The 16,508-nt window shown below is 72.0% G+C and carries 13 protein-coding genes; 8 read left to right on the forward strand and 5 right to left on the reverse strand.

Going from position 1 to position 16,508, the window contains the following annotated elements; translation table 11 throughout:
* Nucleotides 1-16: 16 nt before the first annotated feature.
* Nucleotides 17-193 carry a hypothetical protein gene (locus tag OV090_RS25935; RefSeq protein WP_267707294.1) on the forward strand — a complete coding sequence of 59 codons (177 nt, stop codon included), beginning with the start codon at nt 17-19 and terminating at the stop codon, nt 191-193.
* A gap of 325 nt (nt 194-518) precedes the next feature.
* Nucleotides 519-2,645 carry a hypothetical protein gene (locus tag OV090_RS25940; protein WP_267707295.1) on the forward strand — a complete coding sequence of 709 codons (2,127 nt, stop codon included), beginning with the start codon at nt 519-521 and terminating at the stop codon, nt 2,643-2,645.
* A 612-nt stretch (nt 2,646-3,257) separates the two neighbouring features.
* On the opposite strand, the gene OV090_RS25945 is transcribed toward OV090_RS25940, so the two are convergent.
* Both OV090_RS25945 and tmk read right to left on the reverse strand, forming a co-directional pair.
* On the reverse strand, nt 3,258-3,551 hold the full coding sequence (locus OV090_RS25945; protein WP_267707296.1) for a hypothetical protein: 294 nt from the start codon (nt 3,549-3,551) through the stop codon (nt 3,258-3,260).
* Nucleotides 3,552-3,678: 127 nt separating this feature from the next.
* Nucleotides 3,679-4,302 (reverse strand): dTMP kinase, encoded by a 624-nt coding sequence (gene tmk / locus OV090_RS25950; protein ID WP_267707297.1) that lies wholly within the window; start codon nt 4,300-4,302, stop codon nt 3,679-3,681.
* Nucleotides 4,303-4,631: 329 nt separating this feature from the next.
* Between tmk and OV090_RS25955 the strand changes: the two genes are divergently transcribed.
* A complete protein-coding gene (locus OV090_RS25955) occupies nt 4,632-5,474 on the forward strand; it encodes a hypothetical protein (RefSeq protein WP_267707298.1) in 843 nt (280 codons plus the stop codon).
* A gap of 234 nt (nt 5,475-5,708) precedes the next feature.
* On the opposite strand, the gene OV090_RS25960 is transcribed toward OV090_RS25955, so the two are convergent.
* Entirely contained in the window at nt 5,709-7,295 is a 1,587-nt protein-coding gene (locus OV090_RS25960; protein WP_267707299.1) for a L,D-transpeptidase, read from the reverse strand.
* Between OV090_RS25960 and OV090_RS25965 the strand changes: the two genes are divergently transcribed.
* The 3 genes from OV090_RS25965 to OV090_RS25975 all read left to right on the forward strand — a co-directional run bounded on the left by OV090_RS25965 (nt 7,294) and on the right by OV090_RS25975 (nt 11,223).
* Nucleotides 7,294-8,157: a MoxR family ATPase gene (locus OV090_RS25965; RefSeq protein WP_346660402.1), complete on the forward strand. Its 864-nt coding sequence runs from the start codon at nt 7,294-7,296 to the stop codon at nt 8,155-8,157. The two genes, OV090_RS25960 and OV090_RS25965, sit on opposite strands and share 2 nt — an antisense overlap.
* A 4-nt stretch (nt 8,158-8,161) precedes the next feature.
* Entirely contained in the window at nt 8,162-9,418 is a 1,257-nt protein-coding gene (locus OV090_RS25970; protein ID WP_267707301.1) for a VWA domain-containing protein, read from the forward strand.
* A gap of 497 nt (nt 9,419-9,915) precedes the next feature.
* Nucleotides 9,916-11,223 (forward strand): hypothetical protein, encoded by a 1,308-nt coding sequence (locus OV090_RS25975; protein WP_267707302.1) that lies wholly within the window; start codon nt 9,916-9,918, stop codon nt 11,221-11,223.
* Between the two features lie 105 nt (nt 11,224-11,328).
* Here OV090_RS25975 and OV090_RS25980 read toward each other — a convergent pair whose 3' ends face one another.
* The gene (locus OV090_RS25980) at nt 11,329-12,120 is read right to left on the reverse strand and encodes an alpha/beta hydrolase (RefSeq protein WP_267707303.1); all 792 of its coding nucleotides are present in this window, start codon (nt 12,118-12,120) and stop codon (nt 11,329-11,331) included.
* Nucleotides 12,121-12,211: 91 nt separating this feature from the next.
* Here OV090_RS25980 and OV090_RS25985 point away from each other — a divergent pair, with 91 nt between their 5' ends.
* On the forward strand, nt 12,212-13,624 hold the full coding sequence (locus OV090_RS25985) for a hypothetical protein (protein WP_267707304.1): 1,413 nt from the start codon (nt 12,212-12,214) through the stop codon (nt 13,622-13,624).
* A 62-nt stretch (nt 13,625-13,686) separates the two neighbouring features.
* Nucleotides 13,687-14,217 carry a hypothetical protein gene (locus OV090_RS25990; protein ID WP_267707305.1) on the forward strand — a complete coding sequence of 177 codons (531 nt, stop codon included), beginning with the start codon at nt 13,687-13,689 and terminating at the stop codon, nt 14,215-14,217.
* 280 nt (nt 14,218-14,497) lie between these two features.
* Here the strand turns inward: OV090_RS25990 and OV090_RS25995 are convergent, their stop codons facing one another.
* Nucleotides 14,498-16,474: a CocE/NonD family hydrolase gene (locus OV090_RS25995; RefSeq protein WP_267707306.1), complete on the reverse strand. Its 1,977-nt coding sequence runs from the start codon at nt 16,472-16,474 to the stop codon at nt 14,498-14,500.
* Between the last annotated feature and the right edge of the window lie 34 nt (nt 16,475-16,508).

Below are 16,508 nucleotides of genomic sequence, written 5' to 3' on the forward strand. Positions count from 1 at the left end.
AAACAGGACCTCCGCGATGGCTTCCTTCACTGCAGTCACCAAGCGCAAGCGCGCTCGTCGTAACAAGAACGCTGGCCATGCTCGCAAGATGAAGCTGGGCAAGCACAGCACGCTGTCCGCCACGGAGCTGTTCGCGGCTCTCGGCGAGCCCGGCAAGGCGGCGCCCAAGGGCGCCGCGCCGGCGAAGGGTTGAGCTCGCCGCTCGCCCTGCAGAACTCAGGCGCACGCCTGCGCGCGCGAGATCGCCGCGGCGACGCCGCCGGTGCCCTTCCACGGCCGTTCGCGGTTCACTGCGCCCGTCGCCCGATCTCCTCGATCGGACGGAACGGGTGCGGAACCGCGAACGAGACGGGTTTCGTGGGGGTGCACGGGCGGGGTCGCACGGCCTCGTGGTTTTCGTCGCGAACGAACCATGCGAAGGTCGCCGTGGCGCCGGGCGCCGGGCCCGCTGTGCGCTTGATCAACTACCTAGCAGCGCATAGTCTCGGAGCGCGACTTCCCTCCCTGCTGGAGAACCCATGACGACAGCGACGACCGGCGCGCCAACTCTCTCACCGGGAACAGTGATCGACGGGACGTACACCCTCGGCGCGGTGGTGCGAGAGCGCGGCGGCAGCGTGACCTACGAGGCCACGGACCTCAGCGGTGGTCAGGTGGAGGTCAGCGTGTACGCGGCCGGCTGCTTCGTCTCGCCGGTGGCGCTCGAGCGCAGCCTCCGCGAGCTGCGCCAGCTCGAGAAGGTCCAGTCGCCCCTCATCGTGCGGGTGATCGACACCGGCAAAATGTCGCAGGGCGGGATCTACGAGGTCCACGAGCGCCTCACCGGGGTGCCGCTGTCCAGCGCGGGCAGCCTGCCTCCGGCCGAGGTCGCGCAGATCGTCCACGACGTCGCCGCCGCGCTGGCGGCCGCGCAAAAGGTCGGGGTGGTCCACCGCAACCTCGGGGCCGACTCGATCCTGCGCGAGGGCAGCGACATCCGCCTGTTCAATTTCGCCGTCGGCGATCCGCAAGGCGGCGTCAGCTTCGGCGCCATCGATTGCATCGCGCCCGAGCAGGTCGAGGGCAAGAACATCGACGAGCGCACGCTGGTGTACAACCTCGCGGCGCTGACGTACCGCCTGCTCGCGGGCCAGTCGCTGTTCACGACAGAGGACACGGGCACTGCGCTGCTGCAGCACGCTGCCAGTCTTCCCCTCGAGACCTCGATGCCGGCGCCGCTGTTCGCGGGCCTGGCGAAGGATCCCAAGGCGCGGCCGGCGTTGTCCAAGTTCCTCGGCGATCTCGGCGACATCGTCCGCGACTTCCCGCGCGACCCTCGCGAGCAGGACGACCCTATGAACGACCCCGACGCGCTCAATCCGGATCGCGCGGCCCCCAGCGGGGCTGCCACGCCCACCCCTGAACCCGCCGCGGCCACGCCGCCGCCGGCCGCCAAGCCGGTGCTCGGCGCGCCGCCGTCGGTCGGGCCCAAGATCGGCGCGCCGCCGTTGTTGGGACCGCCGACGATCGGCAAGCCGCCGGGCGTCGCGCCGCCGAGCGTGGCTGCGCCGACGTTCGCCCCGCCGAGCGTGGCGCCGCCGACCCTGTCGGCGCCCAACCTGTCGGCGCCGCCCGCCGCGGCCCCCAGCGCCACCGCGGGCACGCAGAGCGCCAAGCCCCGCACGCGCGGCTGGACCATGTTCATGGAGGCGACCGACGGCGAGTCCGGCGGCGCCCCGGCGCCCGGCGTGCCGGTCGGCGGTGCGTTGCCGGTGGCGACCCCCGTGGCTGCACCGGCCCCCGTGGCTGCGCCGGCCCCCGCGCCCGTTCAGGCGGCTGCCGCCGCGCCCGCGGCCGCGAGCGGCGAGGTCAAGCCGAGCACGCGCGGCTGGACGATGCTGATGGACGAGCCCGAGGCCGATCCGGCCACGCTCGCCGTCACCACGCCCGCGGCGGCCAGCGCCCCGGCGCCCGCCAGCCCGACAGTGCGCGGCTGGACGATGCTCGAGGAGCTCAACGACTCGCTGCCGGGCGTGCCCCCGCCGGCCGCTGCGCCCGCGCCCGCACCCACGCCCGAGAAGGCGGAGCCGGCCCCCGCGGCGGCTGCTGCGGCCGCCGGCGGTGCGCCGAGCTCGCGCGGCTGGACCATGTTCATGGAGGCCGAGCTGCAGGGCAAGGAGGAGCCGAAGGCCGAGCCTGCGGCCGCCGACCCCGAGTTCTACGACGGCCAGGTCACCACCGACTCGGGCACCGTCGTCGCCTTCGCCCCGACCGCAGGGGCCCCGCAGGCCCGTCCGCGCGCCAGCGAGGCGCCGGCCGACCTGTCCCCAGGGACAGAAGAGATGACCTCGTTCGGCTCGCGCTTCCGCAGCGCCGAGGCCGAGGCGCCGGCGCCCGCCGAGGCGGCCCCGCAGACGCCGCCCGACCTGCCGAGCTTCGCCGGCAACTCGAGCTTCGACTTCGGCGGCCTCACGCCTCCGTCCAAGCCGCAGTCCGAGCCGGCCAAGCCGACGGTGTCGGCCGCGCAGCCCTCGACCCCGCCCGAGTCGGTGTTCGCCACCGCCGAGGCGGCCGAAGGCGCAGGCGGCGGCTCGAAGGTGCTGATCATCGTCATCGTGGTGCTGGTGATCGCCGCGGTCGCAGTGATGGCGCTGACGAGCTCCTGAGCCCACACGAGGCCAGGGAAGGGGCGTCCGGCAGGCCATGCCGGGCGCCTCTTCGCGTTCGTGGCGGTGCGGGTCTCTCGACTGCTCGACCCTCGCGTTCGTGCAGTGCAGCCTCTCGGCCGCACGACCTTCGCACTCATGGCGGCGCATCGCTCGACCGTTGCGCTCATGGCGACGCGTCGCTCCATCGTTTCGGCGTACATCCGTGCGTCCTCGGCCGCTCGAGCTTCGCGTCTTTTGACCGCTCGACTTTAGCGTCGTGGCGGGTTGTGTCGGTGGCTCGGCGCGCACAGCGACACGATCTCGCTCTGCAGCGGCGGGCGACGACGAAGATCTGTAAATCTTCGCCCCGCAGCAGCGACCTCAGGGCCGAGCTCGAGCGCCAGTCTGTGCGGCTGCGAAGGCCTCTCACCGCATATCCCGACCGCCGTTCATCTTCGGGCCGTGTCACCCGCAAATGCCGGCTCAAAATCCCGAGCGCGCCGGTCGATCTACAGCTCGCCTCGAGCGCGAAGGGCCTGTCCTCGTGGACAGGCCCTTCATCTCAGGTCCGTTCCGACATGTCCCCGAGGACATGCCCCTATGGACATGCTCCTTCGGCCAGACGCGTGCTCAGGCCTGCTCTTCTTCGTCGATCTCCGGCAGCTGGTACACGATCGTGCGGTCCTGCTGCTGGCCCTCGACGACCTCGACTTCGCCCTCACCCTCGACCTCGCCTTCACCCTCGCCGGCGTCGACATCAGTGTCGACGATCTCTTCGTCCGCCTCGGCCTCGGCCTCGACCCCCTCGTAGTTGTCGACCACCGACTCGGTGGCGACCGGCGTGGGGCTCGACACAGGGATGTTGAGGGCGTTGCCCGCCTTCCAGTCCTCGATGGCTCTGCACAGCACGGCGTAGTCGATCATCGGCGGCATGGTAGTCCGCGGGCGTGGCGCCGCGCAACCTGGTCGGCCCGCCCATGCGCCGGTGATACGCCGGGTTCGCGGATCCCGGCGCTCGCGGCTGACGGCAGTCGCCCGGGGCCGGCCACGCCTACAGCCCGCGCTGGGCGCAGACCTCGCCGATCTGAGCCGTGACCTGATCGGGGGGCAGAGTGCCGTCCAAAACCACGATCTCGCCCAGGTCTCCGCGCTCGCGGGCCGCGTCGTAGAGGCGGGCGACGCGGCGCTGCAGCTCGAGCGCGTCGAAGCGCTCGCTGACGGCGGCGCCCTCGGCGGCGCGGCGCTGGACGCGGGCGAACGCCACTTCGGCGGGCACGCGGAGGAAGACGTAGAGATCGGGCGCCGGGGCCGCGTGGTTGATCGAGCGGACCCAGTCGAGATCGCAGTCGAGGGACTGGTACGCGAGCGAGGACAGGAGGTAGCGATCGGAGACGACGACGCAGCCGCGGCGGCGGGCCGGATCGATCTCGTGCGCGATGTGCTCGAGGCGATCCGCCGCGAACAGGAGGGCCAGCGCCGCGGGATCGATGGGTTCGGCCTCGACGTGGAGGCGCTCGCGGATAAGCCGGCCGATCGCGCCGCCGCTGGGCTCGCGGGTCTCGTGCACCTCGTGGCCGCGCTGTCGGAGCCAATGCGCCAGCGCGCGCGTCTGCAGCGTCGTGCCGCTCCCGTCGATCCCCTCGATGGCGATGAAACGTCCGCCTGACTCACGCATCGCGGACGAGCCTAGCAAAAGTCGCGCGCGCCTTGGCGCGTCCGGCCTCGGTCGCGGATTCCTCGCTCAGGGAGCGCCCGCGTGGCACACTCGCTCCGGCCCAAGGAGTCTTCGCCTGTGAATCAGCACCCGCCGTCCTCCACTGTACCGCTGGGCAGCTCGCAGAACCCCGCCCAGCCGCAGTACGTGCCCGCACAGCTCGGCGTGGCAGTGCAGCTCCCCGGGTCCTCGCGCAGCCCCACCCGGGCGCGGCGCCGCTGCCGGGGCAACAGCCGTACCCGCAGGCGCAGCATCCGCCGCCGGGCGCCTATCCCCAGGGACAGGTGCCGATGGCCGCCCAGCAGCACCCCGGCCAGTACCCGCCGGGGCAGTATCCACCGGGCCAGTACCCGCCCGGTCAGTACCCGCCGCCCGGCCAGTACCCGCAGGGCGCCTATCCCCAGGGACAGGTGCCGCAGCAGCCGGTGCAGCAGGCCCACCATCACCCGCAGTCGGGTCCGGTGCCGCCGCCGCCCGGCAACGCCCGCATGGACGAGCTGCAGACCGGCGGCTCGCGCACCGTGTTCGAGTTCACGGGCACCCACGCCAAGCCCGAGGCCGGCGGACGCACCTTCGTCGGCAGCCTCGACAGCATGCCTGACCTGTCGCGCGAGCGACCCGAGCGCATGGCCAGCAACCTCAGCCCGGGCATGCCCTCGTGGCTGATCGTGCTCGTCGGCCTGCTGGTCGTCGGCGGTGGCGCGGCCTATGCCGCGTTCCTCGGCGGCAAGGCCACCGAAGAGACCGTCAACGCCGCGCCCGCCGAGACGCCGCCGCCCGCCGCGACCGCCGGGACCCCGCCGGCCGCGGTCGATCCCGCCGCCGCCGCGGGCACGCCGCCCGTCGCGGGTGTGCCTCCGGTCGCAGGGACGCCGCCTGCTGCCGGGACGCCGCCTGCCGCGGGCACGCCGCCCGCTGCCGGGACGCCGCCGGCGACCACGCCGCCTGCGACCACGCCGCCCGCGACCACGCCGACTCCCACGCCCGAGCCGGCCAAGACGACGCCGAAGAAGACGACGCCGAAGAAGACGACGCCGAAGCCGGAGCCGCCCAAGGAAGAGCCCAAGAAGACCATCAAGCCGAGCAAGCCGCCGCGCGAGGGTCTGGGCGACCTCCCGCCGCCGCCCAAGTGAGCGTTACGCGGCCGGCGTGCCGCAGCGTGAGCCGCGAGAGGGCCCTGTCCCGGTGGACAGGGCTCTTCGTTTATGTCGCAAGAGACATGTCCCCGCGCGCAGCAGCCGTCGCCGCGCCGGGCGCCCCGGAACCGCACGGCTCAGCGTGGGGTAAACCTGTCGTTCGCGCCATGCCCCCGGAGACATGTCCCCGAGGCCCTGTCGCGTCGAACCTGTCCTCGAGAACCTGCCCGATCAGACACCCGGCGGCTCGGCGCGGGCGACCAGGACCTCGTCCTCGCCGGCGGGCTCGACCTCGGTCCGGCGGTCGGGCGACGGCTCCAGCCCCTTGCGCACGCGCACCACGCTGCCCGGGCGGTCGCCGTGCTCGTAGGCCGTCATCCAGCCGGGCGGCAGCTGCGGGCCGGTGCGCTCGAACACGTAGCGGGCGTCGCGGGGCGACAGGTTGACGCAGCCGTGGCTCTTGCGGTGGCCGAAGCCGTCGTGCCAGTACGCGCCGTGGAGGGCGAAGCGGCGGAAGAAGTACTGCACCCACGGCACGGCCTCGACGTGGTACGGCGAGTCCTCGGCGTCCTCGGCGCGGTTGCGCATCGGCCCGTAGGCGAGCTTGTTGCGGATCCGGTAGACCCCGCGCGGCGTGGCGGTGTTGGGCTTGTGGCCGGTGCCGCTCGACACCAGGGTCACGAAGATCGGCTGCTGCCCGCGCATCACCGCCAGCGTCTGCTGACCGACGTCGACGTCGACCCAGGTCTCGTCGTCGCGGATGTCGTCGAGGGCCGGGCCGTCGACCCATAGGCGCAGCTTGTCGGCCTCGACGTAAGCGGACACGCCGGGGCCGAAGTGGTCGGGGATCTCGAACCACCGCGCCCCGCCGCCGCGCAGCGGCTCGGGCTTCACGTCGAGCGCCTGGTGGTACTCGAGCTGACCGTCGAGCGCGGCCTTGAGGCTCGGCTGGCGCCGCAACACCGCCTCGCGGGAGACCGTCCACGCGGCCGCGAGCCCGGCCGGGATCGGGCGCACGGTCAGCTCGCGGCCGGAGAACTCGCTCGGCTTCTCGAACTTCAGCCCCTCGAGCGGCACGACCTGCTCGGCCCCGTCGAGCATCACCTTGCCGTGGCCGGGGATCTGGATCTCCTCGACGAACGCGTACTGATGATTGGCCGCCAGGATCTCGAGCGGCTCGGCCCCCTGCGTCAGGGCGAACTTGCTCTTGTAGCGCGGCACCTCGACCAGCAGGTTGCCCTGCCGATCGGCCCGCGGCTTGGCGTAGATGAAGGGCACCAGCAGGCCCTCCGGGATCAGCGGCTGCAGCACCGGCTCGCGGTCGTCGGCCACCGCGTTCTTGAGGCAGGCGTAGCTGTCGTGGTCGACGCGGGCCCAGCCCTCGCCGGGGCAATCTGTCCCCGAGACCAGCTCGAACACGGAGAAGGTGCTGCCGCCGTCGATGCGGCCGCGCATGTCGCTGCCGTGGCGCGGCGCGGCGTAGACGACGATGGTCCGCGCGGCCCCGCGGATGCCGAGCGGGAGCGGCCGCGTCACGACCTCGGGCGTCGCCACCTTCGGCGCCTCGCCGGGCGCGGCGGCCGGGCGCGGCGGCTCCGATGGGGCGTCGCCGGGTTCGGCCCAGGGCTCGTCGTCCGCGTGCGCGGCCTCGCGGACGGCGCCCGGACGGCCGACCGCCACGTACGCGTCCTCGTCGCCGTCCTCGTCGCAGCTCGGCCCGAACGTCAGCAGGGCGGCGGTGGGACCGATGGGCAGCGCGAGGCCGGCGAGGGCAGCCAGCCAGGCGGGGCGTGAGGTTCGTACGGGGGGGGCGGACATGATCGGGGCGGGGGTTGTGCCAAGCTCTTCGGAAGTGCAGAGCTTCTCAGGGACTTCCGAGTACATCGTCTCTCCCGAACTGTCGCGCGCCGTCGACGTCGCGGTCGCACTCGGCCGGCCGCTGCTCGTCAAGGGCGAGCCCGGCACCGGGAAGACGCTTCTGGCGCGAGATATCGCCAATTTCTTCGAGTGTCCACTGGAGCGCTGGCATGTCAAATCGACGACGAAAGCGGTCGACGGACTGTATCAGTACGACGCGGTACGGCGCCTGCACGACTCGCGGTTCGGCGACGGCGACGTGCGCGACATCTCTCGCTACATCAGCATGGGGCCGCTCGGCCGCGCGTTCGCCAGCGAGCGGCGGGTCGTGGTCCTCATCGACGAGATCGACAAGGCCGACCTCGAGTTTCCGAACGACCTGCTCCATGAGCTCGACGCGATGGAGTTCACCGTCCCCGAGACCGGCGCCGTCGTCGCGGCCCGTCAGCGGCCGATCGTGATCATCACCAGCAACAACGAGAAGGAGATGCCCGACGCCTTCTTGCGCCGCTGCGTGTTCCACTGGATCGAGTTCCCCGACAAGGCGCTCATGGCGCGAATCGTCCGCGTCCACCACCCGGACGTCGAGGACAAGCTGCTCGCCGGCGCGCTCGAGGCGTTCTACACCCTGCGGGCGGTCGAGGGCCTGCGCAAGCCGCCGAGCACCAGCGAGCTCATCGACTGGCTGTCGGCGCTCCGCCTGTCGGGGATCGACCCGGCGAAGCTGCTGGGGGCCAAGATCCCCTTCCTCGGCACCCTGCTCAAGAAGGAGCAGGACATCGACAACGTCGGCCGCCGCCTGAAGGCGAGGACAGGTTCCTGAGGACATGTTCGCAACGCCATACGAATCGCCCGGCGGCGCCCTGTTCCTCGAGTTCTTCTACGCGCTGCGCTCGCGCGGCGTGCCGGTCAGCACTCACAACTGGCTGGCGCTGCTCGACGCGCTGTCGCGCGGCCTCCATCAGAACTCGCTCGACGGCTTCTACCAGGTCGCGCGCTGCCTGCTGGTCTCGTCGGAGGTCCACTACGACGAGTTCGACCGCGTGTTCGGCCAGGTCTTCCGCGGCGTCGAGGCCGACTTGCGCGGGCTCCTCGCCGGCGTCGAGGCGTGGCTGCAGGACCCGAAGGCGCTGGCCGAGCTCGACGAGGCGACCCTCGCCGCGCTCAAGGCCCTCGACCTCGAGACGCTGCGGCAGGAGCTGCTCGATCGGCTCAAGCGGCAGAAGGAGCGCCACGACGGCGGCAACACGTGGGTCGGCACCGGCGGCACCTCGCCGTTCGGCCAGGGCGGGCAGAACCCGGCCGGCATCCGCGTGGGCGGGCAGGGCGGCGGCCGCTCGGCGCTGGCCGTCGCCGACGCGCGGCGGTTCCAGGAGTTCCGCAAGGACGTCGTCCTCGACACCCGCCAGATCGCCGCGGCGCTGCGGCGCCTGCGTCGGCTGTCGCGCGAGGACGGCAAGCTCGAGCTCGACCTCGACGAGACGATCGACGCCACCGCCCGCAACTGCGGCGACATCGAGGTCGTGCTGACCCCCGAGCGCCACAGCCAGGTGCGGACGCTGCTGCTGCTCGACGTCGGCGGCAGCATGGACCCGCACGCGCACCTGGTGTCGCGCCTGTTCAGCGCGGCCCACCAGGGCGGCGGCTTCAAGGAGCTGCGCTCGTACTACTTCCATAACTGCGTGTACGGCCGCGTCTACGAGGACGCCCAGTTCCGCAAGCCGGTGCTCACGAGCAACCTGCTGCGCGAGCTCGACCACAAGTGGACGGTGATCGTCGTCGGCGACGCGTACATGCACCCGGGCGAGCTGACGATGACGAGCGGCGACTGGTGGGAGTCGAACCGCGGCCCCTCGGGCCTGACGTGGCTGGCCCGCATCGCCGACCGCTTCCCGCGCTCGGTGTGGCTCAACCCCGAGCAGCCGAGCCTGTGGCGCTCGGGCACGATCGCCGAGATCGCGCGGGTGTTCCCGATGTTCCAGCTGACGCTGGCCGGCCTCGACGACATGGTCAAGTTCCTCCGCCGACCGACCGTGAGCGCCGAGCGGCGCATGCTGATCCAGCGGCTCGCGCGCGCGGCCTGAGCTCCGCGCCGGGCTGCATGTCCTGAAGGACAGGTGGTGCGGACCGGCGCGCGAGCTTCGCCGGTCGCTTGCGCTGACATGTCGCGAAGGACATGTGATGGGGGCGAGGACGGACGCGCGGCGGCGCATGATCTGGCCGAAAGGTCGGAGAGAGCCCCTCTCCGAGATACGTCCCCGGGGCGCGGTCGTTGATCTGTCCGAACGGACAGGAAATGCTTCACCGAGGTCGGCTCGCGCGGGCGAGGCCTGGCCGAACGGACATGGAGGGAGTACCTCGCCGCGAGGCTCCCACCGGACGCCGTCGTCTCCTGTCCGATCGGACATGAACCGCTGCGCCGAGGTAGACGGCGCGTGCGCGGTCTCGACCTGACCGAACGGACATCTGCGTCCCGCTCGGTGACGACCTGACCGCGCGGACATGGCGAAAAGCGCCCCCGATCTGCGCCGCGTTCGCCGCTGCGCCCTCTCGCGCGCGCGTCGCCGCTATAGTCGCGGCCGTGAAGCGAAGCTCGCGCAACTTGTTGATCGGCGGCGGCATCCTCTGTGCGACCTGGGCAGTAGTGGTTCCGCTGATGCTTCGAGAGAGCTACAGCGAAACCTACCTGAAGGGCCCGGTCGTCGACACCTGGTCGGTGCCCGCCCTCGATCCGCCGCCGGTCGTGCTGCCCGGCGCGCTCTGGGCCTCGATCCCCGCGCGCACCGCCGACGGCAAGGTGGCGGGGTGGATCCACGAGGGCGCGGAGGGCAAGTTCGTCGCGCTCGAAGAGGCCACGGGTCGCGTGCTGTGGCAGGCCGCGACCGGCCCGGTGCCGGCCGACCTCGTGCGCAAGAACGGCTGGGCGGTGAATGAGCGCGTACCGGCGGTGGCGCTGACGCTCGCCGGCCCCGGCGCGTACCTCGTGGCCGGGAACCGCACGTGGATGCTCGTCGCCGAGGGCGGCGCTTCGGTCAAGTCCGGCGAGTTCCCGCCGCAGGTCCCGCCGGCCACGGGCGCCGCGTGCCTCGTCGACGGCAACTTCTGGATCGGCATCGCCGACGAGCGCGACGGCGGCATCATGCTCAGCGCCGCCGGGGTGTTGGCCGACGTCCGCAGCGATCGGCCCGCGGGTTGCCTGCACGCGGGCGACCCCACCAGCGAGCTGAGGATCATCAGCCCGCTGCAAAACGCCCACGCCGATCCAACGCCGTACGCGGCCGACGATAACGTCCGCGGCTATCCGCCCGAGCTCTGCGGCAGGTACAGCAAGTCGCAGTATAAGCGGGTCGGCAACGCGTGGTGCTCCGACCTCCGGACCACCGACGGCGATCCCAAGCGATCGGTGCTGCTTCATATCAGCGACGTCGCGTTCCGCCAGGAGGAGGACTGGTTGCAGGTGCGCCTGCCGAACTCGGCGGACGCCATCGACTTCAGCCCCTCGATCACCGGCTTCGAGCTGTCGTGGCCGCGGGCCTTCTTCAACGGGACCGCGTACCGCGGCGTGACCGTCCAGAACAACCCGTCGTCGACCTCGTTCGAGGCCAAGAAGGTCGAGGCGCGCACCGAGGTGACCGAGATCGTGGCCTCGATCGCGCGCACCGGCGAGCTGCAGTGGGCGCGTAGCATCGGGCGCGGCGATCTGCCCAACGTGTCGCCCACCTTCGCCGACAACTGGTATTACGCGCGGTCGCTGCTGCTCGCCTCGCACCCGGGCTCGCCGTCGCAGACCCTGTACGTGTTCAAGCCCGGGATGCTGCTCGCCGTCGATCAGGCGACCGGGGCCCCGCGCTTCCAGGTCGGCGCGCCGCTGCCTCCGCCCACCTGGTGAGCCCCGGCTGCCGGGTCCCGCGCCCCGTGGCCGCGCCGCCTGGCGGTCGTTCAGGACATGTTTCGAAGAGCATGTCCTTCAAAACATTTCGCATCGGACATGTTTTTAAGAACCTGTCTCGGCGAGCAGCTCCTCGACGATCGCCGCGACCTCTGCCGGGCGCTCCGCCTGGACCGTGTGGCCGGCGCCGGCGATCGTGCGCAGCTCGGCGCCGAGCTTGTCGGCCACGACGCGCCCCGCGGCCGCGAGCGCCGGCGAGTCGGCGCCGCCGACGACCACGCGCGTGGGCAGGCGGAGGCCGCCGAGCTCGTCGAGCAGGGCGGGGCGCGAGGCCCAGGCATTCACCGCGCGGGCCATGTCACGTCGGTCCATCGCCTGCAGGTGGGCAGTGGTCGTGCCGCGCACGTCGGCCGCGGCGTCGGGCGCGTGCAGCCCGGCGAGGATGCTGGTGAGGACAGGGCGCGGGCCCAGCGTGCGCAGGATCGTCGCCAGCGCGCCGAAGGTCAGGCGGTCGCGCGCGCTGGCGGCGTACGGGTTGGCGGCGATGAGCACCAGAGCGCCGACCAGCTCGGGGCGCACGCGGGCCAGTTCGACGGCCGCGGCGGCGCCGAGCGAGGTGCCGACGACGATCGCGTCGCGGGCGGCCAGCGTGCCGAGCACCGCGGCGAGGTCGGCGGCCAGATCGGCGGTCGAGAACGCGCGGGTGGTGCCGTGGCTGTCGCCGTGGCCGCGCAGGTCGACGTTGACGACGCGCGCGCGCGTGGCGAGCCGCGCGGCGACGGCGGCGAAGCTGCCGCGGTGGGCGAGCAAGTTGTGGGCGAGGACGACGACGCGGGCCCCGCTGCGGCCGAGCTCGTCGAAGACCACGCGCTGACCCTCGCGGACGATCGCCGGCATGATCCCTCGTCTGCCACGACGTCGCATGAGCAGGCAAGTCCGCGGTTGAGCCGTCGCGATGCCTGCGTTACCGTGGGGTGAAGAGCCCTCCGTGCCGGTCCGCATCATCCCAGGCGCCGTCAGCACCGATCGCCTGCGCGCGCTCGTGATCGCCAGCGGCGACGCGCAGCCCGCCCTGACGATCGAGGCGCTGCAGGGCGGTCCCGCGCCGGCGCTGAAGATCCGCGCGCACGCGGCCGGCGACTCGCGCATCGATCAACACATCCGCAAGGCGGGGCTGTCGCTGTGGGTGTGCGAGGCCGAGGGCCTGCGGCCCGGCGCCGATTATCACCTGCGCGCCGGCAGCGAGCGGCCGGTCCACGTCAAGACGTTCCCCGCCGAGCTGCCGAAGGCCGGCATCTCTCTGGCGCTGGCGAGCTGCTACTACGAGGCGTTCGGGCGCCACAAGGACTACTTGCAGGTGCTGCAGTCGGCGCCGAGCTACGGGCCGCTGGCGGCCAAGCTGCTGGTCGGCGACAACATCTACGTCGACGTCGGCGCCGCGCCCGGGCAGGCCCGCAGCGGCGCTGAGGAGACCGTGGGGCGCTACTTGCAGTACTACTGGCGCAGCGGCTACGCCGACGTGCTGTCGTACCTGCCGACCTTCTGCCTGTGGGACGACCACGAGCTGTGGAACAACTACCCGGAGTGGCAGATCCACCTGGCGCGCAGCATGGCGAACGCGCGCGCCGACTACACCGCGGCGGCCCTGGGCTCGCTCAAGCTGTTCCAGTCAGTGCTGAACCCGCCGCCCGCGGCGCGCTCGGGCCTGTCGTACCGCTTCGACATCCCGCCGGTGTCGTGCTTCGCGCTCGACCTTCGAGCCGGCCGCACTGTCATGAAGACCGCCAGCCCGCGCATGACCAGCGAGGCCGAGCTGGTGGCGTTCGAGCGCTGGGCCGCCAACCTGAAGGCGCCGGGGATCGCCCTGTTCGGCCAGCCCCTGTGGATCGCGCGCGGCAACTGGATGGACTACCAGCCGCCCGACTTCTCGGCCGAGTACTCGCGGATCTGGCGGGCCCTGACGAACGCGCCGTACGACGTGCTGGTGCTCTCGGGCGACGTCCACCACAGCCGCCTGCTCGAGCTCGACACCGCCAAGGACCGCAAGGTGTGGGAGCTCGTCAGCTCGCCGGCGTGCATGATCCCGACCATGGAGTCGATCGGCGCCCAGGCGTTCGACGTGCAGGACAAGGGGCTCCTGACGTTCCCGCTGGCCTATCCCGGCGGCCCGGCGGGCCCGCCGAACCTGCGCGCGTACCACTTCGGCACCGAGATCAGCAACACGGTCGCCTTTATCAAACTCGCGCCCGCCGACGCCGGCGGGATCGCAGTGACCACCTGCTTCATGGACCTGACGACCAAGACGGTCGCCCGCAACACCCGGCCGCGCGTCGCGGCCCCGCTGGCGGCGCCGCAGCCGGAGTGGTGCCAGACCACCTTCGTGCTCAAGAAGCGGGCGTGAGCTGGGCTGTCTGGAAGGGCAGGTTTGTATGACCAGGTGCGATCGGGCATGTCCGAACGGGCATGACGCCGGGGACAGGCGTGGCTGAGCGCCCGCGCGGGCGGGTCCGCTGCCACGTGTGCGGGACGCGATGGAGCGTGCGCCCGGGGCCGCCGGAGAGCCCACGGACCGAGGCCGAGGCGTGCCCCGCCTGCGACGCGCCGCTCAAGCTCGTCGCACCGCTCGGCGAGGGGCTGGCCCGCGGGCTCGTGCTGCTGGCGGCCGGCTTCCCCGCGGAGCAGAAGCACTTCCGCACGATCGGCAGGTACCTGGCCGAGTTCACCCTCACCGAGGGCGACATCGAGCAGCTGCTCGCGCTGGCGGCGGCGCTCGACTACGACGCGTGGGCCGCCGACAACGCCCGCCGCCTGCGGGCGCGTGACAGCGCGAGGGTGCGCGCCGTGTCGCGGTTCCTGCCACGCGTCGCCGCCCTGGCCGAGAGCGGAGCGCTGGCGCAGGCGATCGCTCCGGCCGCCGTGCGGCTGAAGCGACGCTACCGCGCCGAGCGCGAGCGACACCTCGCCGTGTTCGCGGGCCGCAAGGCGCGAGGCTGAGAAGGCGACCGCGCGGGCGTGTCGAAGATCGGCGCAGCCGACGCGAGCCAGGAGCTCACCGAGCCGGACCAGGCGCGGACCTGAAGGACGTGCGCGGATGGACATGTCCATGGGAGCATGCGCGATCGGCCATGCTCGATCGAACATGTCGACCAGGACATGTCGCATCGGCCTGGACCGGGCTCGCTCCGAGAGCGCGAAGCGTCGGCGCCACGCCCACGTGACGCGCCTCTGGGCCGTCGGCCTCGCCGCGCCCACGGAGAGCCCGCCGGAGTACGCGCTACTTCGCCGCCGGCGCCGCGCCGAGCACCGGCAGGCGCACCCGGCTGGCGTGGGCGCCCGCGCGGTGGACCTTGTGCGTCGCTTTCTTAAAATCGCGGGCCTCGGCCTTGAAGATGTTGGGCACGAAGGTCTGCGGGTTGCGGTCGACCAGCGGGAACCAGGTGCTCTGGACCTGGATCATCACGCGGTGCCCCTTCTTAAACGTGTGGAGCACGTCGAGCAGCGGCACGGTCACCTTCGTCATCTTGCCGGGCACGAACGGGGCCGGCTTCTCCGCGCTGTCGCGGAAGCGGCCGCGCACCACCTCGCTGCGGACCAGCATCTGGTAGCCGCCGAGCTTGCCGTACTTGATCTCGTCGCGCTCACCCCTGGTGGCCCCGGTGGTGCCCGGGAGCACGTCGATGAGCTTGACGATCCAGTCGGCGTCCGTGCCGGTGGTCGACACCCACAGCTCGGCATCGACCGGGCCGGCCACGGTCAGGTCCTCGGTCAGCGGCGGGGTCTCGTAGACCAGCACGTCGGGCCGACGGGCGGCGAACCGCTGGTCCTCGGTCATGTACTCCTTCGTCATCCCGCTGGCGATCTCCTGGGTGAAGGGGACCGGGCGGGCCGGGTCGCTGTCGAACGCGTCGAAGCCGGACCTGGTCTTGGGGACATCCGCGGTCAGCGAGCCGCCTTCCCCGAAGTACATGTCCTTCGCGCCAGCCTGCGGCGGCCAGGCGGGGAAGCTGCGCCACGTGTTCGCCCCGGTGTCGAACAGGTGAGCCTCGCCGCTCGGCGGGGCGCCGACGCCCTTGAGGAAGTGCTCGAAGAACGGCAGCTCGAGCCGCTCCTGGTACTCCCGCGAGGTCTTGGCGCCGAACTCGATGTCGCCGAGGCGCTCACCCTCGGTGCGCGACCAGCCGCCGTGGCCCCACGGGCCCATGACGAGGATGTTGTAGGCGCTCGGGTCGTTGTGCTCGACGGTGCGGTAGATGTTGAGCGGGCCGTACAGGTCCTCGGCGTCGAACAGGCCGCCCACGACCATGACCGCGGGGGCGACCTTGCGCAGGTGCGGCAGCAGGTCGCGCCTCTGCCAGAACTCGTCGCGGTTCGGGTGCTCGAGCATCTCGTTCCAGAACGCGATCTCGCCGTGCAGGTGGCGCTCCTGCAGGTTCTTCAGGGGACCGGCGTCGAGGAAGAACTGGTAGCCGTCGCCGGTGCCGTGGTCGAAGCGGCGGTTCCACTCGGTGGTCGGCTCCGGCCGCGGCTTGCCGAACGAGGAGAAGAAGTTGAAGGTGTGCGGCAGGAAGAACGCGCCGTGGTGGTGGAAGTCGTCGTACCACCAGTCGGCGATCGGCGCCTGCGGGCTGACTGCCGCCAGCGCCGGGTGCGGATCGATCATGCCGGCGGCGGCGTAGAAGCCGGGGTAGGAGATGCCGTAGAGGCCGACCTTGCCGTTGTTGGCCGCGACGTGGGCGACCAGCCAGGCGATCGTGTCGTAGGTGTCGGTGCTCTGGTCGACGTCCTTCGGACCTGACTTTTGGGCCAGGTGCGGCGTCATGTTGACGAACTCGCCCTCGGACATGAACGCGCCGCGGACGTCCTGGTCGACGAAGATGTAGCCGGCGCGCAGGAAGATCGGGCTCGGGCCGATCCGCTCGGGGAACTTGTCCGCGCCGTAGGGGCTGCAGCTGTAGGGGGTGCGCTTCAGCAGGATCGGGTAGGTCTTCGAGGTGTCCTTCGGGATGTAGATCGCCGTGTGAAGATGCACCCCGTCGCGCATCGGGATTCGCACCTCGCGCTTGGTGTAGTGCTCGGCCAGGTAGGCGGAGACCGCCTGGCCCTGGCTCGCGGGCGGCGCGGGCGCGGCGACAGACGCCGCCGGGGCCGGTTCCGGGCACGGGGCGCCGGCTGCGGGCGCCTGGACGGTGTAGGCGGGTCGGCACGCCGCGAGGGCGAGGGCCACGGCGAAGGCACGCTGGGCGACGCTCACCGCTCCGGTATACTCCGGCCTCCGCGCGGCGGAC

Origin of the sequence: Nannocystis sp. RBIL2, from assembly GCF_026626745.1 — a bacterium.
Lineage (GTDB): Bacteria > Myxococcota_A > Polyangia > Nannocystales > Nannocystaceae > Nannocystis.